The organism is Rhodocyclus gracilis, assembly GCF_009617575.1.
Lineage (GTDB): Bacteria > Pseudomonadota > Gammaproteobacteria > Burkholderiales > Rhodocyclaceae > Rhodocyclus > Rhodocyclus gracilis.
The window spans coordinates 365,414-384,162 of sequence record NZ_WIXJ01000001.1; the positions used below are offsets into that span (position 1 = coordinate 365,414).

At 65.8% G+C, this 18,749-nt stretch carries 15 protein-coding genes; 8 read left to right on the forward strand and 7 right to left on the reverse strand.

Features of this window, described 5'->3' with window-relative positions; genetic code table 11:
- Positions 1–69: 69 nt before the first annotated feature.
- The 3 genes from GHK24_RS01655 to fdxA are packed head-to-tail and all read right to left on the reverse strand — an operon-like array spanning position 70 to position 7,292.
- The gene (locus tag GHK24_RS01655) at positions 70–3,900 is read right to left on the reverse strand and encodes a UvrD-helicase domain-containing protein (RefSeq protein WP_153467954.1); all 3,831 of its coding nucleotides are present in this window, start codon (positions 3,898–3,900) and stop codon (positions 70–72) included.
- The gene (locus GHK24_RS01660) at positions 3,893–6,946 is read right to left on the reverse strand and encodes a PD-(D/E)XK nuclease family protein (RefSeq protein WP_153467958.1); all 3,054 of its coding nucleotides are present in this window, start codon (positions 6,944–6,946) and stop codon (positions 3,893–3,895) included. Before GHK24_RS01660 ends, GHK24_RS01655 begins: the two co-directional genes overlap by 8 nt.
- A gap of 22 nt (positions 6,947–6,968) precedes the next feature.
- On the reverse strand, positions 6,969–7,292 hold the full coding sequence (gene fdxA, locus GHK24_RS01665; RefSeq protein WP_153467962.1) for a ferredoxin FdxA: 324 nt from the start codon (positions 7,290–7,292) through the stop codon (positions 6,969–6,971).
- A 465-nt stretch (positions 7,293–7,757) separates the two neighbouring features.
- Here fdxA and trxA point away from each other — a divergent pair, with 465 nt between their 5' ends.
- The 4 genes from trxA (at position 7,758) to GHK24_RS01685 (ending at position 11,914) form a co-directional block, all read left to right on the forward strand.
- A complete protein-coding gene (gene trxA / locus GHK24_RS01670; RefSeq protein WP_153467965.1) occupies positions 7,758–8,084 on the forward strand; it encodes a thioredoxin TrxA in 327 nt (108 codons plus the stop codon).
- Positions 8,085–8,394: 310 nt separating this feature from the next.
- Positions 8,395–9,651 (forward strand): transcription termination factor Rho, encoded by a 1,257-nt coding sequence (gene rho / locus GHK24_RS01675; RefSeq protein WP_153467968.1) that lies wholly within the window; start codon positions 8,395–8,397, stop codon positions 9,649–9,651.
- 127 nt (positions 9,652–9,778) lie between these two features.
- Complete coding sequence (gene rpmE / locus GHK24_RS01680) at positions 9,779–9,994, forward strand: 50S ribosomal protein L31 (RefSeq protein WP_153467971.1); 216 nt, start codon at positions 9,779–9,781, stop codon at positions 9,992–9,994.
- A gap of 156 nt (positions 9,995–10,150) precedes the next feature.
- Positions 10,151–11,914 (forward strand): ArnT family glycosyltransferase, encoded by a 1,764-nt coding sequence (locus tag GHK24_RS01685; RefSeq protein ID WP_153467974.1) that lies wholly within the window; start codon positions 10,151–10,153, stop codon positions 11,912–11,914.
- 38 nt (positions 11,915–11,952) lie between these two features.
- On the opposite strand, the gene orn is transcribed toward GHK24_RS01685, so the two are convergent.
- A complete protein-coding gene (orn, locus tag GHK24_RS01690; RefSeq protein ID WP_153467976.1) occupies positions 11,953–12,498 on the reverse strand; it encodes an oligoribonuclease in 546 nt (181 codons plus the stop codon).
- A 128-nt stretch (positions 12,499–12,626) separates the two neighbouring features.
- On the opposite strand from orn, the gene GHK24_RS01695 reads away from it, so the two are divergent.
- The 3 genes from GHK24_RS01695 to rsgA are packed head-to-tail and all read left to right on the forward strand — an operon-like array spanning position 12,627 to position 15,096.
- Positions 12,627–13,880 (forward strand): M48 family metallopeptidase, encoded by a 1,254-nt coding sequence (locus tag GHK24_RS01695; RefSeq protein ID WP_153467979.1) that lies wholly within the window; start codon positions 12,627–12,629, stop codon positions 13,878–13,880.
- Between the two features lie 41 nt (positions 13,881–13,921).
- Positions 13,922–14,233: a 4a-hydroxytetrahydrobiopterin dehydratase gene (locus GHK24_RS01700; RefSeq protein ID WP_153467982.1), complete on the forward strand. Its 312-nt coding sequence runs from the start codon at positions 13,922–13,924 to the stop codon at positions 14,231–14,233.
- On the forward strand, positions 14,224–15,096 hold the full coding sequence (gene rsgA / locus GHK24_RS01705) for a ribosome small subunit-dependent GTPase A (RefSeq protein ID WP_422917817.1): 873 nt from the start codon (positions 14,224–14,226) through the stop codon (positions 15,094–15,096). Before GHK24_RS01700 ends, rsgA begins: the two co-directional genes overlap by 10 nt.
- A 147-nt stretch (positions 15,097–15,243) precedes the next feature.
- Here rsgA and GHK24_RS13545 read toward each other — a convergent pair whose 3' ends face one another.
- Both GHK24_RS13545 and GHK24_RS01715 read right to left on the reverse strand, forming a co-directional pair.
- On the reverse strand, positions 15,244–15,990 hold the full coding sequence (locus GHK24_RS13545) for a phasin family protein (protein WP_228384475.1): 747 nt from the start codon (positions 15,988–15,990) through the stop codon (positions 15,244–15,246).
- A 173-nt stretch (positions 15,991–16,163) separates the two neighbouring features.
- A complete protein-coding gene (locus GHK24_RS01715; RefSeq protein ID WP_153467985.1) occupies positions 16,164–17,093 on the reverse strand; it encodes an esterase/lipase family protein in 930 nt (309 codons plus the stop codon).
- A gap of 242 nt (positions 17,094–17,335) precedes the next feature.
- Here GHK24_RS01715 and gstA point away from each other — a divergent pair, with 242 nt between their 5' ends.
- Entirely contained in the window at positions 17,336–17,950 is a 615-nt protein-coding gene (gene gstA, locus GHK24_RS01720) for a glutathione transferase GstA (RefSeq protein ID WP_153467988.1), read from the forward strand.
- 82 nt (positions 17,951–18,032) lie between these two features.
- Here the strand turns inward: gstA and GHK24_RS01725 are convergent, their stop codons facing one another.
- The gene (locus tag GHK24_RS01725) at positions 18,033–18,749 is read right to left on the reverse strand and encodes a Crp/Fnr family transcriptional regulator (RefSeq protein WP_153467991.1); all 717 of its coding nucleotides are present in this window, start codon (positions 18,747–18,749) and stop codon (positions 18,033–18,035) included.

An 18,749-nucleotide genomic window follows, 5' to 3' on the forward strand; every position in this document is an offset into this window, starting at 1 on the left:
CCACTTGGCTCACCAAAGCACTCCACGCGCCCCGCGCGGCGCACGGCATCCTCCCGGAAGCAGAGCGCGTTATCCGGCCTCGACAGGAGCAGTCGCCGCCTGCTCGACGCACACCTCCAGCGCCGACAGATCGCCACTGGCAAAAGCCAGCATGCCGCGCACCGGGCGCCCGGCAAAGATCGCGGCAATCGCCCGACAATACGCGTCCACCTGCTCCTGATACTCGGCAAGACGCGAAGTCGTTGCCGCCGAACTCTTGTAATCGAGCACCCACAACTCGCCCGGCCCGCCGTCGGCGTTGGCGAATTCGACGAGGCGGTCAAGACGCAGCAGGCGGCCATCGAGACTGACCAGTTCGGCCTCGTCCCAGGCGCGCCGGTAGCATTGCGGATCGAAAAAGCGGCGCAGGATCGGCGCATTCAGCAAGCGCTCAGCGGCTGGCAAGGCAGCGCGGTATTCCTCGTCGCTAAAGCCCAAGGCAAGCCACCACTCATCTGCGGCGATGCGCCCGGTGCGGTGTTCGAGAATCGCGTGCAGCAACACGCCGAAACGCTCGTTGGCCGTTGGCACGCCACGCCGCACGCCAACGGGCGCGCCGGGCGCACCGGTTGCTGTGGGTGCCGCTGCGTCAGGCACCTCCCCTTGCGTCTCGCCTGTACTGCCGGCAACCGCCTCATCGGTCGCGGCGGGGAAGCCCCCAACTGCTGCCGAAACCTTGTTCGCGCTGGCGCCGAAAAACGCATCGCCCGACGCCCTCCCCTCTGCCGCGCGCGGCGCCAGATCGGCAAGGCTCGACAGATCGCACCAACCTTCGGCGTAATCGCCGTAGACCGCGAGCACAGCCGCCTCGGGCGCTGCGCCGTTCCCGGCACACACGCCATCGCCCGAGCGCAACTGCGCCAGTGCCCGTTCAAGGCGGCGATAGGGCGTCGTCTCGCTGTCGCGCGCCCCCGCAATTCCGCTGGCGATAAACACCTGACGGGCACGCGTGATGGCGACGTAAAGCAGATTGAGTTCCTCGCGCGCCGCCGCAGCGGCGTCGGCGGCGAAAAGCGCGTCGCGTTGCCGTCCGCGTAATTCCTTGCTGCCACGAATCGAAAAATGGCTGGGCGCACTCGCCGTCGGTGGCCATTCGACCAGGGGCTGCCAAGGGCTTTCCGGGCGCGTCGTCGCATGCGCATCGAGCAGCCAGACGATGGGCGCCTCCAGCCCCTTGGCACCGTGGATGGTCAGAATGCGTACGCGCGACGCCGCATCTGCCCCCTCGGCCGGCGCCTCGATGGCGCCTTCGTCCGGTGCCTCGTCGTCGGCGACCTCGTTGAGGACGCGCAACTCGTCGATGAAGCGCGGCAAACTGGGGTAACGCCCACCATCCAGATCGAGCGCCAGCAGCAAAAGCGCCCCCAGATTGGCGTCGACGCGCTCGCGCAAGGCCGCCGGGACAGCGTATCGATAGCGTTCGCGCAATTGCCCCTGATGAAAGATGCGATCGAGCAAATCATGCGCCGGCAAGCGCTGCGCCGCCTCTCGCCAGTCGCTGAGCAAGCCGGCCGCGCGACGCAACTCGACGCTGCCGGCACTTGCCGTCAAGGCGCGCAGGCGCGCCCACCAGTCGGCACCCGGCGTCTGCGCCAGCAACAGCAGGTCGTCGTCGGCGCAGCCGAACAAAGGCGAGCGCAAGGCATGCGCCAAAGCGAGATCCGCCGCCGGATTGACGAGAAATTCAAGCAGCGCGGTGATGTCGCGCGCTTCCAGCGTGCGCAGTAAGCCGCCCCGCGCAGCGCCAACGAAGGGGATGCCGGCCGCAGCCAGCGCCCGCTCGTAGATCGCCAGTTGCGTGCGCGTGCGCGCCAGCAAGAGGATGTCGCCGTAGCGCGCGAGACGCGTCGTGCCGTCGCGTTCATGCACCTGCCAATGGCCGACGATGGCTTGAATCGACGCGGCAAGATGCGCCGCTTCGCGCTGCCGGCGCGTATCGACCATCTCGATGGCCGGCTCGCGCAGCGGGTCGCGCAAGCGCGGCAGACCATCGGAGTACGCCGCGCCACCGGCCTCGACTGTCGTCTCGACTCTCGCCGTGTCGGGAGTGGAGGCGTGAGCGTCCGGGGCGGCAGCGCTGTCGGCCGCCGACGCCGCGCACAAGGGCAGCAACTCAACCCGGCCGGGCAACGCGCCCGCGGCAGATGACTGCTCGCGAAACGGCTGAAAAGCGGCTTCGGCGGCGAACAGCGTATTGACCACATCGACCACCGGCTGCGCGTTGCGCCGCGTCATGTCGAGCAGGCAGCGCGCAGCGGCGAAGTGCTGCGAGAGATACTCACTGGCGGCAGCGAACAGGCGCGGTTCGGCGCGACGGAAGCGGTAAATCGACTGCTTCGGGTCACCGACCAGAAAGACGCTGGGCCGCGCCGCGTCGGAATACGCGTCGAACCAGGCCAGCAGGATCTGCCACTGCAAGGGATTGGCGTCCTGGAATTCGTCGAGCAGGACGTGACGATAGCGGGCATCGAGACGCGCCTGCACGTAGGCCGCGTTGTCGCTGTCGCGCAGCAGTTGCAAGACACGCCATTCAGCGTCGACGAAGTCCATGATCCGCCGCGAGGATTTGACGGCCTCGACCTTTTCCAGAAAAGCGTCGATCACCACCAGCGCGTCGCGGTTGAGCGCAAACGCCGCCGCGTCGGCGCGCCGCTCAAGGCAAGCCAGCACGCGTTCGCCCAAGGACACATGCAGCGCCAGAAAGCGCGCAGCCCCCTCACTACCGAAGCGCCGGTCGAGCGTTTTACCCGGCTTGCGCGCGCGCAATGCGCCCCCCGCGGTCAGGAAAACGTCGCGCAAGGCTGCCAGACGCTCGGCGTCGGCCAGCTCCGCCCCATCGGCCAAGGCGGCGCGCAAGCTCGTCGCCAAGCCTTGATCGCTGGCCAATTCGCTCAGTTCGAGCAATCCCAGATATGCGTGAAACTCAAGCGCCCAGCCGGGGGCAAAAAAATCGGCGAGGATCGCCGCATCGTCAGCCTCGGCGCAGTCTTCGTAGCTCGCCGCCGCGTCCGCCAGGTTGATGGCATCGGCGTGGACCGGCAGACCGAAGGATTGACGCACGCGCAGCAGCGCCCCTGCCATGGCGGGATTCGCCTCGACGGCATCACTCGCCGCCGGCTCACCATCGAGCGAAGAGAGGGAGGAGTGCGAGGCGTACGGCGAAAGCCACGAGAGCCACTCAGCGCGGCGCTGCAAGCCGCTTTGCAGCAGGCTGCGCGTCGCCTCCTGACCGATGCTGCGCAGCAGCGCGACGAAGGCGCGGCCTCGGGCGCTGTCGCGGCCGGCTTCGGTGTTGACCTGCTCGGCAACGAACTCCTGCCAGCATTCGTCGAAGAGACGCGCGCCGCCCTCGACCAGCGTGGCACCGGCAAGATCGGCAGAGAGCGGCGCCGCTGCCACCAGTTGCAGAAACCAGCCGTGGAAGGTGTTGACCGCCAGCCCCGGCTGCGCGCCTGCGACCCGCTCGAAAAGCCCGCGGGCGCGGCGCAAGGTATCGGCATCGACGACAACGCCCCGCTCGACGAGAAAGCGCGTGACCGCCGGCGTGTCGTCCGTCGCCAGCAGACGCAGCCAATCGATGACACGCTCCTCGATTTCGCGCGCCGCCTTGCGGGTAAACGTAATGGCGAGGATTTCGCCGGGCGCGGCCCCCGCCAGCAGCAGACGCACGATGCGGGCGGCCAGGAGCCAGGTTTTACCGCTACCGGCGCAGGCCTCGACGACGACACTGCGGGCCGGATCGAGCGCCACCGAGCGCAGCATCGCGGCGTCGCTGATCGGCGCCGCGTCGGCCACCGCCGGTGCGCCAGAGCGCAGGGCGCTTCCGGTGCCGTCTTCAGGAGTATCGGAAAAATCAGACATCTTCTCTCCGGCACAGGCCGGCCATTTCGCACCAACGGCACGCGCTATCGGCACCGTGCGCCGGCAGGGGCGCACCGGCACGCAAGGCGCTGAAGGCGTGCACCAGACGCTGCGCATGCGCCCGCGCCAGATCGGCCAGCGCCTCGGCATCGCGCTCGGCAGCGGCCACGGCGCCCACCGTCTCATCGTCGAGGGCGATGTAGGCCGCTTCGAGCACACGCGCACCGCCGCCCGGAAGTTCTGCCGCGCCGTCGTCGCGGCGGCTCGGCTCACGCCCCGCCCACAACAGCGCATAGGCGGGCAACTGCACATCGTCGGCGAGACCATCACGAATGGCCTTGGCCGTGCGTGTCTTGTAATCGAGCAAGGAGACGCCCGCCTCGTTGCGAGTACTGCCCTGAGTGCCGCTGCCGACGTCGCTGGCGGCAGCGCCCTCGACAAGGCGGTCAACGCGATCAATGCGCCCAGCCACTTCCAGCGAAGTGCCGTCTTCGAGCGTGAAGACACGCTTGACCGACGTCTCGGCCTGCTGCCAGCGCCAGCCCTCGGCCTCGCGTTGCCCTTGCCAGGCCAGATAGGCGTCGAGACGCTTTTCCCAACGCAGACGCCAGCCCAGTGCCAGCGCGTTTTCCTCGATGGCCGGGGCGAACACCTGCTCGGTATCGCGCCGCAACGCCTCGCGCGCCGCCTCCGGTGACAGGCTTTCCAACGACGCATGCTGCGCGTGGAAGCGCTCCAGCACGCGATGCACAAGAGCGCCGTAATCGCTTTTATCGACCGTCTCGGCCACCTCGTCGACCGCCCCCAGCCCCAGCACGGAACGCGCGAAAAAGCGGTAAGGACACGCCAGCAAGGTCGCGTAGCTACTCACGGTAATGCGTCCCGGAATCGCCGCGGCAGGCGCCGAAGGCGCCGCGCGGTGGGCGACGGGTGGCGAGAATTTCCCGCTCGGGATGTCGCCGCCGGAAAGCGAGCGCACCGCTCGCGCCAACGGTGCGCGCCGCAGATCGTCCGCCCACGCCAGTTGATGCAGCGCCGATAGCACATCAATCTCCGGCGCCGGCAGATTGGCCTCACCGTCGATCTCGGACTGCCAGACGACCACCACACGCGGCACGCTGACCAGCAGCAACTCCAGATCGCGCCGCATTTCGCGACGGGCATCATCGTGCGTACGCAGACCGAGCTCGCGGCGCACCGACTGGTTGAAGAACGCGCCACTAGCGGCCGGCGCCAGCTGTCGCGCATCGCCGCCCAGCAACAGCGCGGCATCGAAGCGGCGCAAGGCGACGGCATTCAGCGGCGTCAACACCACCGGGCTCGCCACGCTGGCATCGCGGAACGAGCCGCTCTCGAACTCCCGGCTCAACCATTCACGCCAGCTGGCGAAGGAAAACGTCGCGCGATGCTCGATCAGTTCGGCATGCCGCAGCGCCAGCAAGTCAAGCAGCGCTGCGCCCGCCGCGTCGCTGCGGAGCGCTGCCCGCGCGCCGAGCGCGTCGAGGGCTTTTTCCAGTCGTTCGATCCAACGCGCCAGCGGTGCCGGCCGATCCACCAGCAAGGTCAGCGCCGCATCGACGCGATCGAGCAGGCTGGCAGCCCCCGCCAGCGCCGCCGGCCCGGCGTGCGTCGCCGCCCCGGCCTGCTCCATGCGCGCCGACGAGGCGGCGAACTGGCGCAGGGCATGCCGTATGCGCGGTAGGCCGCGTACGGCGGAAGCGGCTCGCACGGCCGCTTCGAGCACGAAAATCGCCGTTTCGCGCGCATCACTCGCCGCCATCTCGGGCGAAGACGCCATCCCGCCAACGACATAGGGGGATTTCACGAGGTCGAGAAGATCGCGGTGGTAGGCCCCGCCCGCCACGGTTTTCAGCAGCGCATCAACGCACGCCGCCGCCCGCGAAGTGGAAAGCTTCCAGCCGGTTTCGTCGGCAACCAGCACCTCGTCGCGTTCAAGCAAGGCGCGCACGCGTCGCGCTGTCAGACGATCCTGGCTGATGAGGGCAATCCGACGCCGTCCCTCGCCCAGCCAGGCGAACACCCGCGCGACGGCCGCCTCGGCCTCGGCCTCGCGGCCACTCGCCGACACCAGCGCCAGTCGCTCCGCCAGAGGGCTGAGCGGATGCGTCGCCGCCAACGACCGCGCGCGTTCGATGAGCGGGGGCGTCGCCTCATGGGCAGCCAGCACTTCCGGCCAGGCTGCGTCGAGCGCCGCCTGCACGGGCGTTGCGGCGTGGCAACGCGGCTGCGGATAAAACACGGCCACGGTCTGCCGTGCCGCCCAACGCACGAGAAATTCGCGCTCGGCCGCGCTCAGCGCCTCATCAGGCGCCGCGTCGAGCACCACCAACATGGGCCGCGCCGCCGTCGCCGCCAGTCGCGCCAGTCGCAGCTGCTGTAATGCAGCGCCGTCAGGACGGCCGATAGCGGACAAGGCGCGCCACAACTCGACGACGAGACGCGCTTCAAAGGCCAGCGGTGTGGAAAGGCGCGTGTCGTAAGCGCGCGCCAATTGCTCCGCCAGCGCGGCATCGTCATCCGGCAATACGACGGCGGCAACAGTCAGTTCGTCAAAGAGTTCCGCCAGCTCGCCAGCGATCGTCCAGCGCGCGCCCTCGTCAAACCAGTTGCGCTGCCGCAGGGCGTCGTAGAGCAAGGCCAGCCGCTCGCTATCCGTCATGGCGGCTGGCAAGTCCGCTACCGGCTCCGCCTCGGCCCAACGCCGCAGAACGTCGAAGTGCGGCAGCAGCACCGGGCGACCGGCAAGCCGCACGAAGGACTGGCGCAACTCGGAAGCAATCGGCAGCGAGGGCGCCAGCACCAGCCAGGCCGAAAAGTCGTCGTCGCTGCCCCCGCAATCGTCGCGAACGGCAGCGATACGCGCCAGCATCGCCTGCGCCACCGCATCGAAAAATCCGTCGCCGGGAGGCAAGGCCCGCGTCGCGATGGCGGCGGCGAATGTGGCGAGCTTCTCCGTATTGGTAGACACCGCCGGTAATGCGCCAGCGCCCGCGCTATCCGCCGCGCTGGAAACCGGGCCGGTCATTGCTGCACCGGCAGGTCAACGCTCAGCGTTCGAGCAGGGAACGCTTGTTCGGCGCGCGGTTCCACTCGTCCGCGTCGGCAGCGGGCGCCCGACTGGCGGTAATCGGCGGCCACTGCTTGGCCAATTCGGCGTTCAGGGCGATGAACGCATGCTGCGCCGCCGGCACGTCGTCCTCGGCAAGAATCGCCTCGGCCGGGCACTCGGCAACGCAAAGCGTGCAATCGATGCACTCGTCGGGATCGATGACCAGAAAATTCGGCCCTTCGCGGAAGCAATCGACAGGGCAGACGTCGACACAGTCGGTGTATTTGCATTTGATGCAGTTTTCGGTAACGACATACGCCATGATGGTTGTACTCCGCAGTCCCTTCGAGGTGTGTCTGCGCGGCCACTATAGCGTATCGCCGGGAGGCGGGTTTGCTTCCCTTGGCGGATTTTTTTCGCTAGCATACCGCGCTGATTGATCGCTGATTCATGACGAATCGCGCTGGTTGATTGATGCATTCCCGAGCACCACCAAGGCGCCGTCTGCATCGCACACCGTTCGACGCAAGGTGTCCTGAGCGGTTCCCCTGAAGTTATCGACGCTCGCCGGAACACCCCGGCTCCGGCCACCGCTCCACTGCCTGCAGAAACGTCCGCCTCGACATCCTTCAGCTCACGCTGCGCTCCAGACCGCCCTCACCCCCTCCGCATACCGCACGCCCGTCGACGATTCTCACGACCGCGAAAACTTCTCACGTCTTGCCCCCTCGAACGCTACGGATTCATCGTATCCGTTCATCCCTTGATCACGCGAAAGGCCATTTCAATGAGCGAACATATTCACTACGTCACTGATGACAGTTTTGCCAGCGAGGTTCTGCAATCGACGCAGCCGGTGCTGGTCGATTACTGGGCCGAATGGTGTGGCCCGTGCAAGATGATCGCCCCTCTGCTCGACGAAGTCGCCAAGGACTATGCCGGCCGCCTCAAGGTCGCCAAGCTGAATATTGACGACAATCCCAAGACGCCGGCCAATTTCGGCATCCGTGGCATCCCGACGCTGATGCTCTTCAAAAATGGCAATGTCGAGGCGACGAAGGTCGGCGCCCTGTCGAAATCGGCGCTTGCAGCGTTTATTGACAGCAACTTGTGAAGTCGATAGGCTCCGCCAACCGTTTCGAGTCGCGCGGCCACCGATGACAGGCTACTAGCCGGCCGCCGCGCGATATCACAGACGCCCGGCCTCCCGGATTCGCCCGCGTCCTTACCATCCCGAAACCTCCCCGCTCCAACGCTCTCCGCTCTCTTCGAGACTTTTTCTCCCTGCTCTGTCGGACGCGTCGAATCCTCCTGTCATCGGCGATTGCGACGCGCACAGCCCACACGTTCCGTTCGCCCGGCAGCTTTCGCTGTACCAGTTGCCCGGCTCGACCTCCGTTTCATCTCTCTCCGCTCGACCGCCCATGCACCTTTCCGAACTCAAAGCCCTCCACGTCAGCCAACTCCTCGAGATGGCCGTCGCCAACAACATCGAGGGTGCCAACCGCCTGCGCAAGCATGAGTTGATCTTCGCCCTGCTGAAGAATCAGGCCAAAAAAGGCGAGACCATCTTCGGCGACGGAGCCCTCGAAACACTGCCGGATGGCTTCGGTTTCCTGCGTTCGCCCGACACGTCCTACCTCGCCAGCACCGACGACATCTACGTCAGCCCCAGCCAGATCCGCCGCTTCAACCTGCACACCGGCGATACGATCGAAGGCGAGATCCGCACGCCGAAAGAAGGCGAACGCTACTTCGCGCTGGTCAAGGTCGACCGCATCAACGGCGAACCGCCGGAAGCCTCGAAGAACAAGATCCTCTTCGAAAACCTGACGCCGCTGCACCCGAACGAACATCTGCGTCTCGAACGCGACATCCGCGGCGAAGAAAACATCACCAGCCGTATCGTCGACATCATTGCGCCCATCGGCAAAGGCCAGCGCGGCCTGCTCGTTGCCAGCCCGAAGAGCGGCAAGACGGTGATGATGCAGCACATCGCGCACGCCATCACCAGCAACCACCCGGACGTGATGCTGATCGTCCTGCTCATCGACGAGCGCCCCGAAGAAGTCACCGAAATGCTGCGCTCGGTACGCGGCGAAGTGGTTGCCTCGACTTTCGATGAACCGGCCACGCGTCACGTACAGGTCGCTGAAATGGTTATCGAAAAGGCCAAGCGACTCGTTGAACACAAGAAGGATGTGGTCATCCTGCTCGACTCGATCACCCGTCTGGCGCGCGCCTACAACACCGTGCAACCGGCCTCCGGCAAGGTGCTGACCGGTGGTGTCGACGCCAATGCGCTGCAAAAACCGAAGCGCTTCTTCGGCGCCGCCCGCAATATTGAAGAAGGCGGCTCGCTGACGATCATTGCCACCGCGTTGATCGACACCGGCAGCCGTATGGACGAGGTGATCTACGAGGAATTCAAGGGCACCGGCAACATGGAAATCCACCTCGACCGCCGCATGGCCGAGAAACGGGTGTATCCGGCCATCAACGTCAATCGCTCCGGCACCCGTCGCGAAGAACTGCTGCTCAAGCCCGACGTCCTGCAAAAGATGTGGGTGCTGCGCAAGCTGCTCTACAACATGGACGATCTCGACGCGATGGAATTCCTGCTCGACAAGATCCGCTCGACCAAGAATAACGGTGAGTTCTTCGACGCCATGCGCCGCTGACCCCTCACCTAAACCCTGGCGGATGTGCTGCCGACCTTGCGCTAGGGCGACGAAACGCGGATAATCGCGCGCTTTAGCGATTCCGCCGCGCGCCACCGGCTAAACCGAACCTCAGAAAGATCACGCGATGAAGACCGAAGGCCATCCCGATTACAACGAAATCCAGGTGACTTGCTCCTGTGGCAACACCTTCACCACGCACTCGACGATGAAGAAGGCTCTGACCATCGAAGTCTGCTCCAACTGCCACCCGTTCTACACCGGCAAGCAGAAGATCGTCGACACCGCTGGCCGCGTCGAGAAGTTCAACCAAAAATACGGCGCGATGCGCAAGTCCGCCTAAGGTATGGTCGTTTGCGCGCCGGCCATCGCGGCAGTCGCGCCAACCCAACCGACGGCGTTGCCGTAGTGGTTTATTCCGAAAGGCAGCCTGCGGGCTGCCTTTTTGTTGCCGCAGAACAGATCCTCCATCGTCCTCGCCAAGGCCCGTTCACCGGCAATGCCCGCACTCCCCGAACATAGCCGCTTCAAGGGAATCCCGCTGCCGCCGCGTGGCTGGCCGCTGGCCATTCTGCTCGCGCTCTATCTGCTGCCGGGCCTGATTGGTCACGACCCGTGGAAGGTCGACGACGCCGAGGCATTTGGCGTCATCCGCGACATGCTGGTGCGCGGCCATTGGCTGACACCGACACTCGCCGGCCAACCGGTCTTCGAGGCGCCGCTGTACTACTGGATCGCCGCCGTGCTCGGCCAACTGCTGGCCTGGCCGCTGGCGACGGTACTGCCGCTGCACGATGCCGTGCGGCTGACCAGCGCTGGCTTCGCCCTCCTCGTACTCGGCTTTGTCCACCTCGCCGCGCGGGCGCTCTATGGGCGCGAATATGCCGTCGCCGCCCCCTTGATCCTCGCCGGCAGCATCGGTTTTCTCGTGCATGCGCACGAAATGCAGCCGATGCTCGTGCCGCTGGCAGCCTACGCCGCCGCCTACTGGGCGCTCGCCATGCTTGACCGCCGGCCGTGGATGGCCGGCATCGCCTTCGGCAGCGCCTTGGGCCTCGGCCTTTTGGGCGGAGGTTTGGCGCCGATGGTCTGGCTGCTACCCGTCGGACTGATGGCCTTCGTACTCAGCCAGCAAAAAACGCGCACCGGCCCGGCCCTGCTGCTCGGCGTACTGGTTGCCGCAACCTGGCTCGCCCTCTGGCTGGTGCCGCTGGCCCTGCGCGATCCGGCGTATTTCGCCGGCTGGCAACGCGCGACGCTGGCGCACTTCGGCAGCACAGAATCGCCACTCGACACCGCGCTTGGCTATCTCAACCTGCTGCCCTGGTACGCGCTGCCGGCGCTGCCGCTGGCGGCGTGGACCCTGTGGATCAAGCGCCGCGAGATCGCCACGCCGGCGCTCGCGCTGCCGCTCGCCGGCTTTCTCCTCCTCTGGCTCGGCCTGTGCCTGACCTATCAGGCGCGCAGCGTGCCCGCCCTGCTCTTGCTGCCGCCCCTAGTCTTGCTGGCGGTGCCCGGCGTACCGTCGCTGCGGCGCGGCGCCGCGAACGCCTTCGACTGGTTCGCCATGCTCAGCTTCTCGCTGCTGGCCGTGCTGCTCTGCGTTGGCTGGAGCGCGATGGTATTCGGCTGGCCGGAGCAACTGGCGCAACAGGCCGTCCGCCTGGAGCCGGGATTCGTCGGTCACTTCCACTGGCTGCCCACCCTGCTCGCCGCATTCGGCTGCCTTGCCTGGATCTGGCTAATCATCACCAGTGCCCGCTCACCTTTCCGCGGCATGGCGCACTGGGCCGCTGGCGTCACACTGTTCTGGCTGCTGGCGAGCACGCTCTGGCAGCCGTGGGTCGATTACGGCAAAACCTACCGCCCGCTCTCCGTCGCCGTCGCCCGCGCCTTGCCCGCCGACCACGGCTGCATTGCCGGCGCCCAGTTGGGCGGCGCGCAACGCGCCTCGCTCGACTACTTCGGCGGCATCACCACCGTGCCGCAACTCTCCGCCGCTGGCCGCGAGTGCCGCTGGCTGCTGACACAGTCCTCCGGCCGTCACGACGAAGTATCGCCCGGCGAACATTGGAAAAAAGTCTGGGAAGGCGGCCGCCCTGGCGACCGCAACGAGCGATTCCGCCTCTACCGTCACACCGGCGCGCTGACGCCGGACGCAGCATCAGTGCGAGAGTTGGTTCAGGAGTCGGCCAGCGAGCGTGCGGGTGAATCCAACGCTTCCACCGCCCCCGTCAACGCGCCCGCCACGCCGGGGCGCTAAGCCTCCCGGCGCGAAGCGCCGCACTCGCGCCGAAAAACTCAGACGCGGAAAAAGTGCTCGCGGTAATACCGCAATTCGGCAATCGACTCGCGAATATCTGCCAACGCCGTATGCGCGCCCTGTTTCGCAAAACCCTTGTAGATCTCGGGCTGCCAGCGCCGACAGAGTTCCTTGACCGTGCTGACGTCGAGATTGCGATAGTGGAACCAGTCTTCCAGCTGCGGCATGTAGCGCACCATGAAGCGCCGATCCTGACCGATGGAATTGCCGCACATCGGCGTCGTCCGCTGCGCCACGTACTCGCCAGTAAAGGCCAGCGCCGCCGCCTCGACCGCCGCCTCATCGAGCGTTGACGCACGCACGCGGTCGATCAAGCCCGAACGGCCGTGCGTCTTCTTGTTCCAGTCGTCCATCGCGTCGAGCACGGCGTCTGACTGATGCACAACCCACACCGGCGATTCAGCAATGACATCGAGATTGCTGTCGGTAACGATCATCGCCAGTTCGATGATGCGTTCGCGCTCCGGATCAAGTCCGGTCATTTCCATATCCAACCACACCAGGTGGTTTGCATCCTGTGCCATATAATCCGCCCATCTTCTGAATAAACGCCGCGCGCTGCAACAGGCGCCTGCGCGAGTACCGCTGCCTGGGCAGACCGGAGTGTCCGCCGTCGTCGGCGCGGCCATTTTCTCACACTGCCAGACTGCGCATGAACGCCTTCACCCTCCTCTTTCTACTCACCCTCGCGGCCAGCGTCGGCATCCGGCTCTGGCTCGCGCAACGGCAGATCACGCACGTCGTCGCCCACCGCGATGCGCCGCCACCGCAATTCGCCGACCGGATCGACGTCTTCGCCCATCGTCGCGCCGCTGACTACACCATCGCCCGCACCTTCTTCGGCGTCGTCGCGCTCGGTGTTGAAACGCTTCTCCTGCTTGTGCTGACGCTGGGAGGCGGGGTCGCCGCACTGCACGCGTTCTGGCAAAACCATCTGGCAGGTTTAGCCGGCGGCGCCGCGCTCATCCTCAGCGTCATCGCCCTGGGTGCCGTGATCGACTTGCCATTGGCCTGGTGGCGGCAGTTCGTCATCGAAGCGCGCTTTGGCTTCAACCGCATGACGCCGCACCTCTTCTTCGCCGACCTCGCGCGGCAGACGGCACTCGGCGCGCTGATCGGCGTGCCCGTGATTTTCGCAGCGCTCTGGCTGATGGAACGCATGGGCAGCGCTTGGTGGATATGGGTCTGGCTGTTCTGGTGCGGCCTCAACCTCCTGCTGCTTTTCATCTACCCGACCTGGATTGCGCCGCTGTTCAACCGTTTCACGCCGCTGGAGAACGCCTCGCTCAAATCACGCATCGAGGCCTTGCTCGCCCGGTGTGGCTTTGCTGCGGCCGGTTTCTTCGTCATGGACGGCTCGCGCCGCTCAGCGCACGGCAACGCCTATTTCACGGGCTTTGGCCGCAACAAGCGCATCGTTTTTTTCGACACCCTGCTGGCGCGCCTGCAAGCCAATGAAATCGAGGCGGTGCTCGCCCATGAACTGGGCCACTTCCGTCGGCATCACGTCATCAAACGGATCGCCCTGCTTTTCGGCCTGTCATTTGCCATGCTGGCGATTCTCGGCTACGTCGCCGATGCCCCCTGGTTCTACCAGGGGCTGGGCGCGGGCTTCGGCGACGAAAAGAGCGCCGCGCTGGCCTTGGTGCTCTTCTTCCTCGTCGCGCCGGTTTTCTCCTTTTTCCTGACGCCGTGGATGAGCCTGCTGTCACGCCGCCACGAGTTCGAGGCCGATCAGTTCGCTGCCGAACACGCCGCTGCGGCCGATCTCGTCAGCGCCTTGGTCAAGCTCTACGAAGACAACGCCGCAACGCTGACGCCTGATCCGCTGCACTCGCTGTTTTACGATTCACACCCGCCGGCCGCCCTGCGTATTGCCCGGCTGAGCCCACCGGCCGCCACATGACGCTTCCGACCGCACCACTACACGACGAGCATTGCCGTGCCATGCACGGCGCGGCGGATCGTCTCGACGACGCCACGGCGGCAGCGCTACTCGGCCAGCTTAAGGGCTGGCGCATCGTCAACGGGCGGTTGCGCAAAGAAGTTCCGGTCGCCGATTTCGTTGCCGCGATGCAGCTTGCCAATGCCGTCGCGAACATTGCCGAGCGCGAAACCCACCACCCGGAGCTTGCCATCGCTTACGCTCGCGTCCGCATCGATTTTTGTACCCACGATGTCGGCGGTCTGTCGCGCAACGATTTCATCTGCGCAGCCAGAATCGACCGGCTGCCGTTTCTTTCCGGAGCATCATCCTGAGCATCCACGGAGAAGTCGTTGCCGCGCATGGCCGGCAATATCGCGTCGCACTCGCCGACGGGACGACCGTGCTGGCCTTCCCGCGCGGAAAAAAAAGCGAGATTGCCTGCGGTGACCGCGTCGACGTGACGCCCGGCGGCGACGGACAGGCGGTCATCGACGCCATCCTGCCACGACAGTCGCTGCTCTACCGCTCGGACGAATTCCGCCGCAAGCTGATCGCCGCCAACGTCACGCAGATCGTCTTTGTCGTCGCCGTTGAACCCGGCTTTTCCGACGAATTGCTGACGCGCTGCCTCGTCGCCGCCGAAGATCAGGACTTGCGCCTGCTCATCGTCCTCAACAAATGCGACCTGCAAGACCGCATTGCCCCGGCGCGCGCGCTGCTCGCCCCGTTCACGCAGCTCGGCTACAGCGTCCTCGAACTGTCCGCACAAAGTAGCGCGGAAGCCTTGCGCCCGCAGCTTTCCGGGCAAACGAGCGTGCTTGTCGGACAATCCGGCATGGGTAAATCGACGCTGATCAACGCGCTGATCCCCGGCGCCGCCGCTGCCACGCGCGAGATTTCCGCCGCGCTCGATTCCGGCAAGCACACGACGACGCACGCGACGCTCTATCGCTTCGACGCCGACTCGGCGCTGATCGACTCCCCAGGTTTGCAGGAACTCGGCCTCCACCACCTCGACATCGGCGCCATCGAACAGGGCTTTGTTGAATTCCGGCCCTTTCTCGGCCACTGCCGCTTCCGCAACTGTCGGCACGAGCGCGAACCGGACTGTGCGCTACGCGCCGCCGTCGCCGACGGCCATATCCATCCACGCCGCTTCGAGGCCTTCCGCACCCTGCGCGCGCAATCGGAGTAGGCCACCGCCGGCGCCTTGGCTGGTCAGCCACTCGCCGGCGCCGCCGTCGAAAACGCCCGGCGGCTCGACAGCGCACGCGGGTGAGCGGCGGCCATACCGGCCACCACCCTGTGCACCTTCTCCCGCCCCCGCTCCCTGAACGCCTCGCTACGCCGTCGGGGTACCGCCCGTCTTCGGCGCGAGCGATTTTTTTGCTGCGCCCGCTTTGCCGGGTTTGGGAGTTTTGGCGGGTGCCGGGCTCTTCGCGGCGACTGCGCTCTTGCCTGCCGGCGCCTTGGCGGGGGCGGCGACCTTGGCCGCTTTGCCGCCAGGGGCACTGGCGGCGGCGCTCGTCCTTGCCGCCGTCGTCGATGTCGCGGACGCTGCGCGCTCTGGAAGCGCTGTTAGCGGAGCGACCGCCTCCGCCGCCTTTGTCACCTTTGTCTTAGCCGGCGCGCTCTTTTTCGGCGCGGCCTTGCTCGTTGGTATAGCAGCAGGGGCGCGCGCCTTAGCTGCCGGAGCAGCGGTTTGCGCGCGCAACTCCTCGACCGCCGCGGTCAGTTCGGCAATGCGCCGGGAGAGTTTGTCGATTTCCTTGCGCGACGGCACGCCCAAGCCATCCAGCGCCTGCGTCAATTGCGAAGACACGCGTTGTTCCAGCCGATCCCAGGTGCCACCGGCCTTGCGCGCGAGTTCGGCGAGTTTCTCGTCGCCCAGCGCACGGGTACGGGATTGAATCGTCTCGCCTTCCTTGACCAAGGCGTCGAACACCTTGCCGCCTTCGGCCTGCGCCTTGGCGAAGGCGCCCAGCCCGGCCAACCAGATTTGCTGCGCCGATTCCTTGATGGCCGACGTCAACGGAGTTTCCGACGTTTCGCCCAGACTGCCGGCGAGTGCTTTTTGCTTCTTGCCCATAGTCCCTATCCTCAAAAGTCGTTACACACTGAGTCGTCACACCGGCACCACGACGCTGCGGCGCGGCGCGCATGTCAGTGTAGTGACAAATCGCAACGCCGGCACATCCGTTTGGCTCAGGGCGGCGCGACGAGGAGACCTCACCGCTCGCCTGCCGCGACACCTTCGTCCGCTTAACGCGGGGGTACGCCATCTGCCGCCACGGCCTCGCCAGCGAGCGACGGCGCCGCCAAAACCACGAGCAAGGTCGCGACCACGCGCGGTGAGAACAGCATGGCCAGATGCCCGACACCGTCGACACGCCGCTGCGGCACCCCCGGCAATTCGAGCAGGGTCTGCGGCATGACGTAGTTGTCGTGCGGACTGTAAATCACCACCGTATCGACATCGGACGACACACGGGCGAGGCGCTGCAACCAGTCGCTCTCCGGCTGCATTTGCCGCGCGTTGTCGCCAATACCCAGATGCGCAAGGCGGCTGCCGCGATGGGGTGTTCCCAGCGTCAGCACGCGGGCAACGCGCGCCGCACCGTGCTTGCGAACGTAAGCACGCGCCGCCAGCCCCCCCATGCTGTGACCAATGAGGACGACCTGCGACCGCCCCGTCGCCTTGCAGACCGCATCGATGCGACGGTGGATCGACGCGGCGTAAGCGTCGATATCACTGCATACGGGCTCCAGATTGACCGTGGCCACATTCCAGCCGGCTCGCTCAAGGCGTCCGCGCATCCACCACCAGACGCCGCGCGAACACCCGTAGCCGTGAATCAGTAGCAGCGGCGGACGTGGATTGGCCGGATCCAGCCGATCCGCCCCCAGCCAGAGTCGCTCCAAGGGCAAAACCAGCACAAAGCAAAAGACGAAGGCCGCGTAATCGGCGAGCACCATCAGGGCAAAACGCGCTGCGCCGAGCGCTGGCCACGGCGCCCGCCATGTCGTCGCCACCGCCCAGCTGAGCGCATTGACGGCGGCACGCACGCCAAGCAAGCCGGCAGCGACGACCAAGAGCGCCACACTCGGCGTCACATCAAAAAAGTGCCGCGCGAGCGAAAAATACAGCACCACTTCGCAGAGGATGAACGCCAGCAAGGAAACGGCAAGCATCGTCGATCAGCGCTTTTAGCGAATCAGAGGAGACGCGTAAGGATAGTGCAGCATCGCCCGCCCAAGGCTACCGTCTCGTGACAGTTTTCCCCATGACGAAGGGCGCTCCGGATGGGAGCCGGCAACGCCCATCGTGTCCTCTTCGCCTCGCCACGAAAGGCAAAGAACGAGCGACAGCCGCCTCGGTCTACTCCTGCGCACGGCACTCCACCGGACATCCCATTAATCCATAAGGACTCCCGATGAAACTCTACTATGCCCCCGGCGCCTGTTCGCTCTCGCCGCATATCGCGCTGAGCGAAAGCGGCTTGCCCTTCGAGGCCGTGCGGGTATCGACAAAAACGCACACGCTCGACGACGGCAGCGATTTTTACGCGATCAACCCGCTCGGCTATGTGCCACTCCTCGTTCTCGACACCGGCGAACACCTCCACGAAGGCCCGGCCATCGTCCAGTACATTGCCGATCAGGTGCCGGAACGCGCGCTGGCGTCGCGCAACGGCAGCTTTGCCCGCTACAAATTGCAGGAATGGCTCAATTTCATCAGTACCGAATTGCACAAAGCCTTTTCCCCGCTTTTCAACCCTAACGCCAGCGACGACGCAAAAGCGGCGGCGAAGCAGCAACTCGGCGCACGCCTCGCCTGGGTGGATAGCCAACTGAACGGCGCGGACTACCTGCTCGGCGCACAGTTCTCGGTCGCCGATGCCTACCTTTTTACCGTCACCAACTGGGCCAAACCGGTCGGCCTCGACCTGTCGAAGCTCCCACACCTCATCGCCTGGCGGGCGCGCGTCGGCAAACGCCCGGCGGTCATCGCCGCCATGACGGCGGAAGGCCTGCTCAAAACCGCCTGAATCGGCCTGAGTCGACCTGAATCAGGCCCGCTCAGGTCTGCGTTGCGAACTGATTGCGGCCTCTGACTGCGGACTGATTTGCCTAGAAATCGCAGCCCGCCGGACACACGTACTGCGAAAGCGCGGCGACGTCGGGAATGAAATAGCCACGCCCCTGGCGCACGATCAGCGACGCCTCCTCCAGCTCGCGAAAAGCGCGTGAGAGGTGCGAGTCGCTGATCGACAGGCGCGAGGCGAGCTTGTTGCGGGGAATCGCCAGATGCAGGCTATGGGTGCCATCGGGTGAGGCAGGCGTCTGGTTGAAGTGGCAGACGAGGTAGCAGACCAGCCGCGCCGTCGCCTTTTTGGTGCAAAACGTCAGCACGTCGCGGCCAAGATAGTCGATGCGCTCGGCAATCAACGCCGTCAGCCGGCGGGCAAAGGGCGGATACCGCTCCATCCACTCCGCCACCAGCGTTTCCGGCAACTGAAGGACGGCGGCCTGCGTCAGGCTGCGCGCCGTGTATTGCAACGGACGGTCGCCAAACAGCGACTCTTCGCCCAGCGTGCCGCCAATCGCTGCGAAATCGAGGATTTTTTCGCGTCCGGCGGCATCGACGATGAAGGTCTCGATCGTTCCGTGGGCGATCACCCACAGCCCCGTTTGCCGCTGGCCGGCCTTCAAAAAGACCGTATCGGGCGGCAGTAGCAACTGCTCGCCAAGCTGAGCAGCCACGGCCGCGTTGACGACATGCGCAGGCACTTCGCCGAGCAGCGGCGCCGACTTGATCAAACCGAGTTCGGTGTCGCTGAAGGACAT

Bases quoted from the DNA above. Each gene is read 5' to 3' on its own strand.
- GHK24_RS01725 (WP_153467991.1), bottom strand. From the start codon at position 18,749: ATGTCCTTCAGCGACACCGAACTCGGTTTGATCAAGTCGGCGCCGCTG.
- GHK24_RS01685 (WP_153467974.1), top strand. From the start codon at position 10,151: ATGCCCGCACTCCCCGAACATAGCCGCTTCAAGGGAATCCCGCTGCCG.
- GHK24_RS13545 (WP_228384475.1), bottom strand. From the start codon at position 15,990: ATGGGCAAGAAGCAAAAAGCACTCGCCGGCAGTCTGGGCGAAACGTCG.
- orn (WP_153467976.1), bottom strand. From the start codon at position 12,498: ATGGCACAGGATGCAAACCACCTGGTGTGGTTGGATATGGAAATGACC.
- rpmE (WP_153467971.1), top strand. From the start codon at position 9,779: ATGAAGACCGAAGGCCATCCCGATTACAACGAAATCCAGGTGACTTGC.
- GHK24_RS01700 (WP_153467982.1), top strand. From the start codon at position 13,922: ATGCACGGCGCGGCGGATCGTCTCGACGACGCCACGGCGGCAGCGCTA.
- trxA (WP_153467965.1), top strand. From the start codon at position 7,758: ATGAGCGAACATATTCACTACGTCACTGATGACAGTTTTGCCAGCGAG.
- GHK24_RS01660 (WP_153467958.1), bottom strand. From the start codon at position 6,946: ATGACCGGCCCGGTTTCCAGCGCGGCGGATAGCGCGGGCGCTGGCGCA.
- GHK24_RS01715 (WP_153467985.1), bottom strand. From the start codon at position 17,093: ATGCTTGCCGTTTCCTTGCTGGCGTTCATCCTCTGCGAAGTGGTGCTG.
- GHK24_RS01655 (WP_153467954.1), bottom strand. From the start codon at position 3,900: ATGTCTGATTTTTCCGATACTCCTGAAGACGGCACCGGAAGCGCCCTG.
- gstA (WP_153467988.1), top strand. From the start codon at position 17,336: ATGAAACTCTACTATGCCCCCGGCGCCTGTTCGCTCTCGCCGCATATC.
- rho (WP_153467968.1), top strand. From the start codon at position 8,395: ATGCACCTTTCCGAACTCAAAGCCCTCCACGTCAGCCAACTCCTCGAG.
- GHK24_RS01695 (WP_153467979.1), top strand. From the start codon at position 12,627: ATGAACGCCTTCACCCTCCTCTTTCTACTCACCCTCGCGGCCAGCGTC.
- fdxA (WP_153467962.1), bottom strand. From the start codon at position 7,292: ATGGCGTATGTCGTTACCGAAAACTGCATCAAATGCAAATACACCGAC.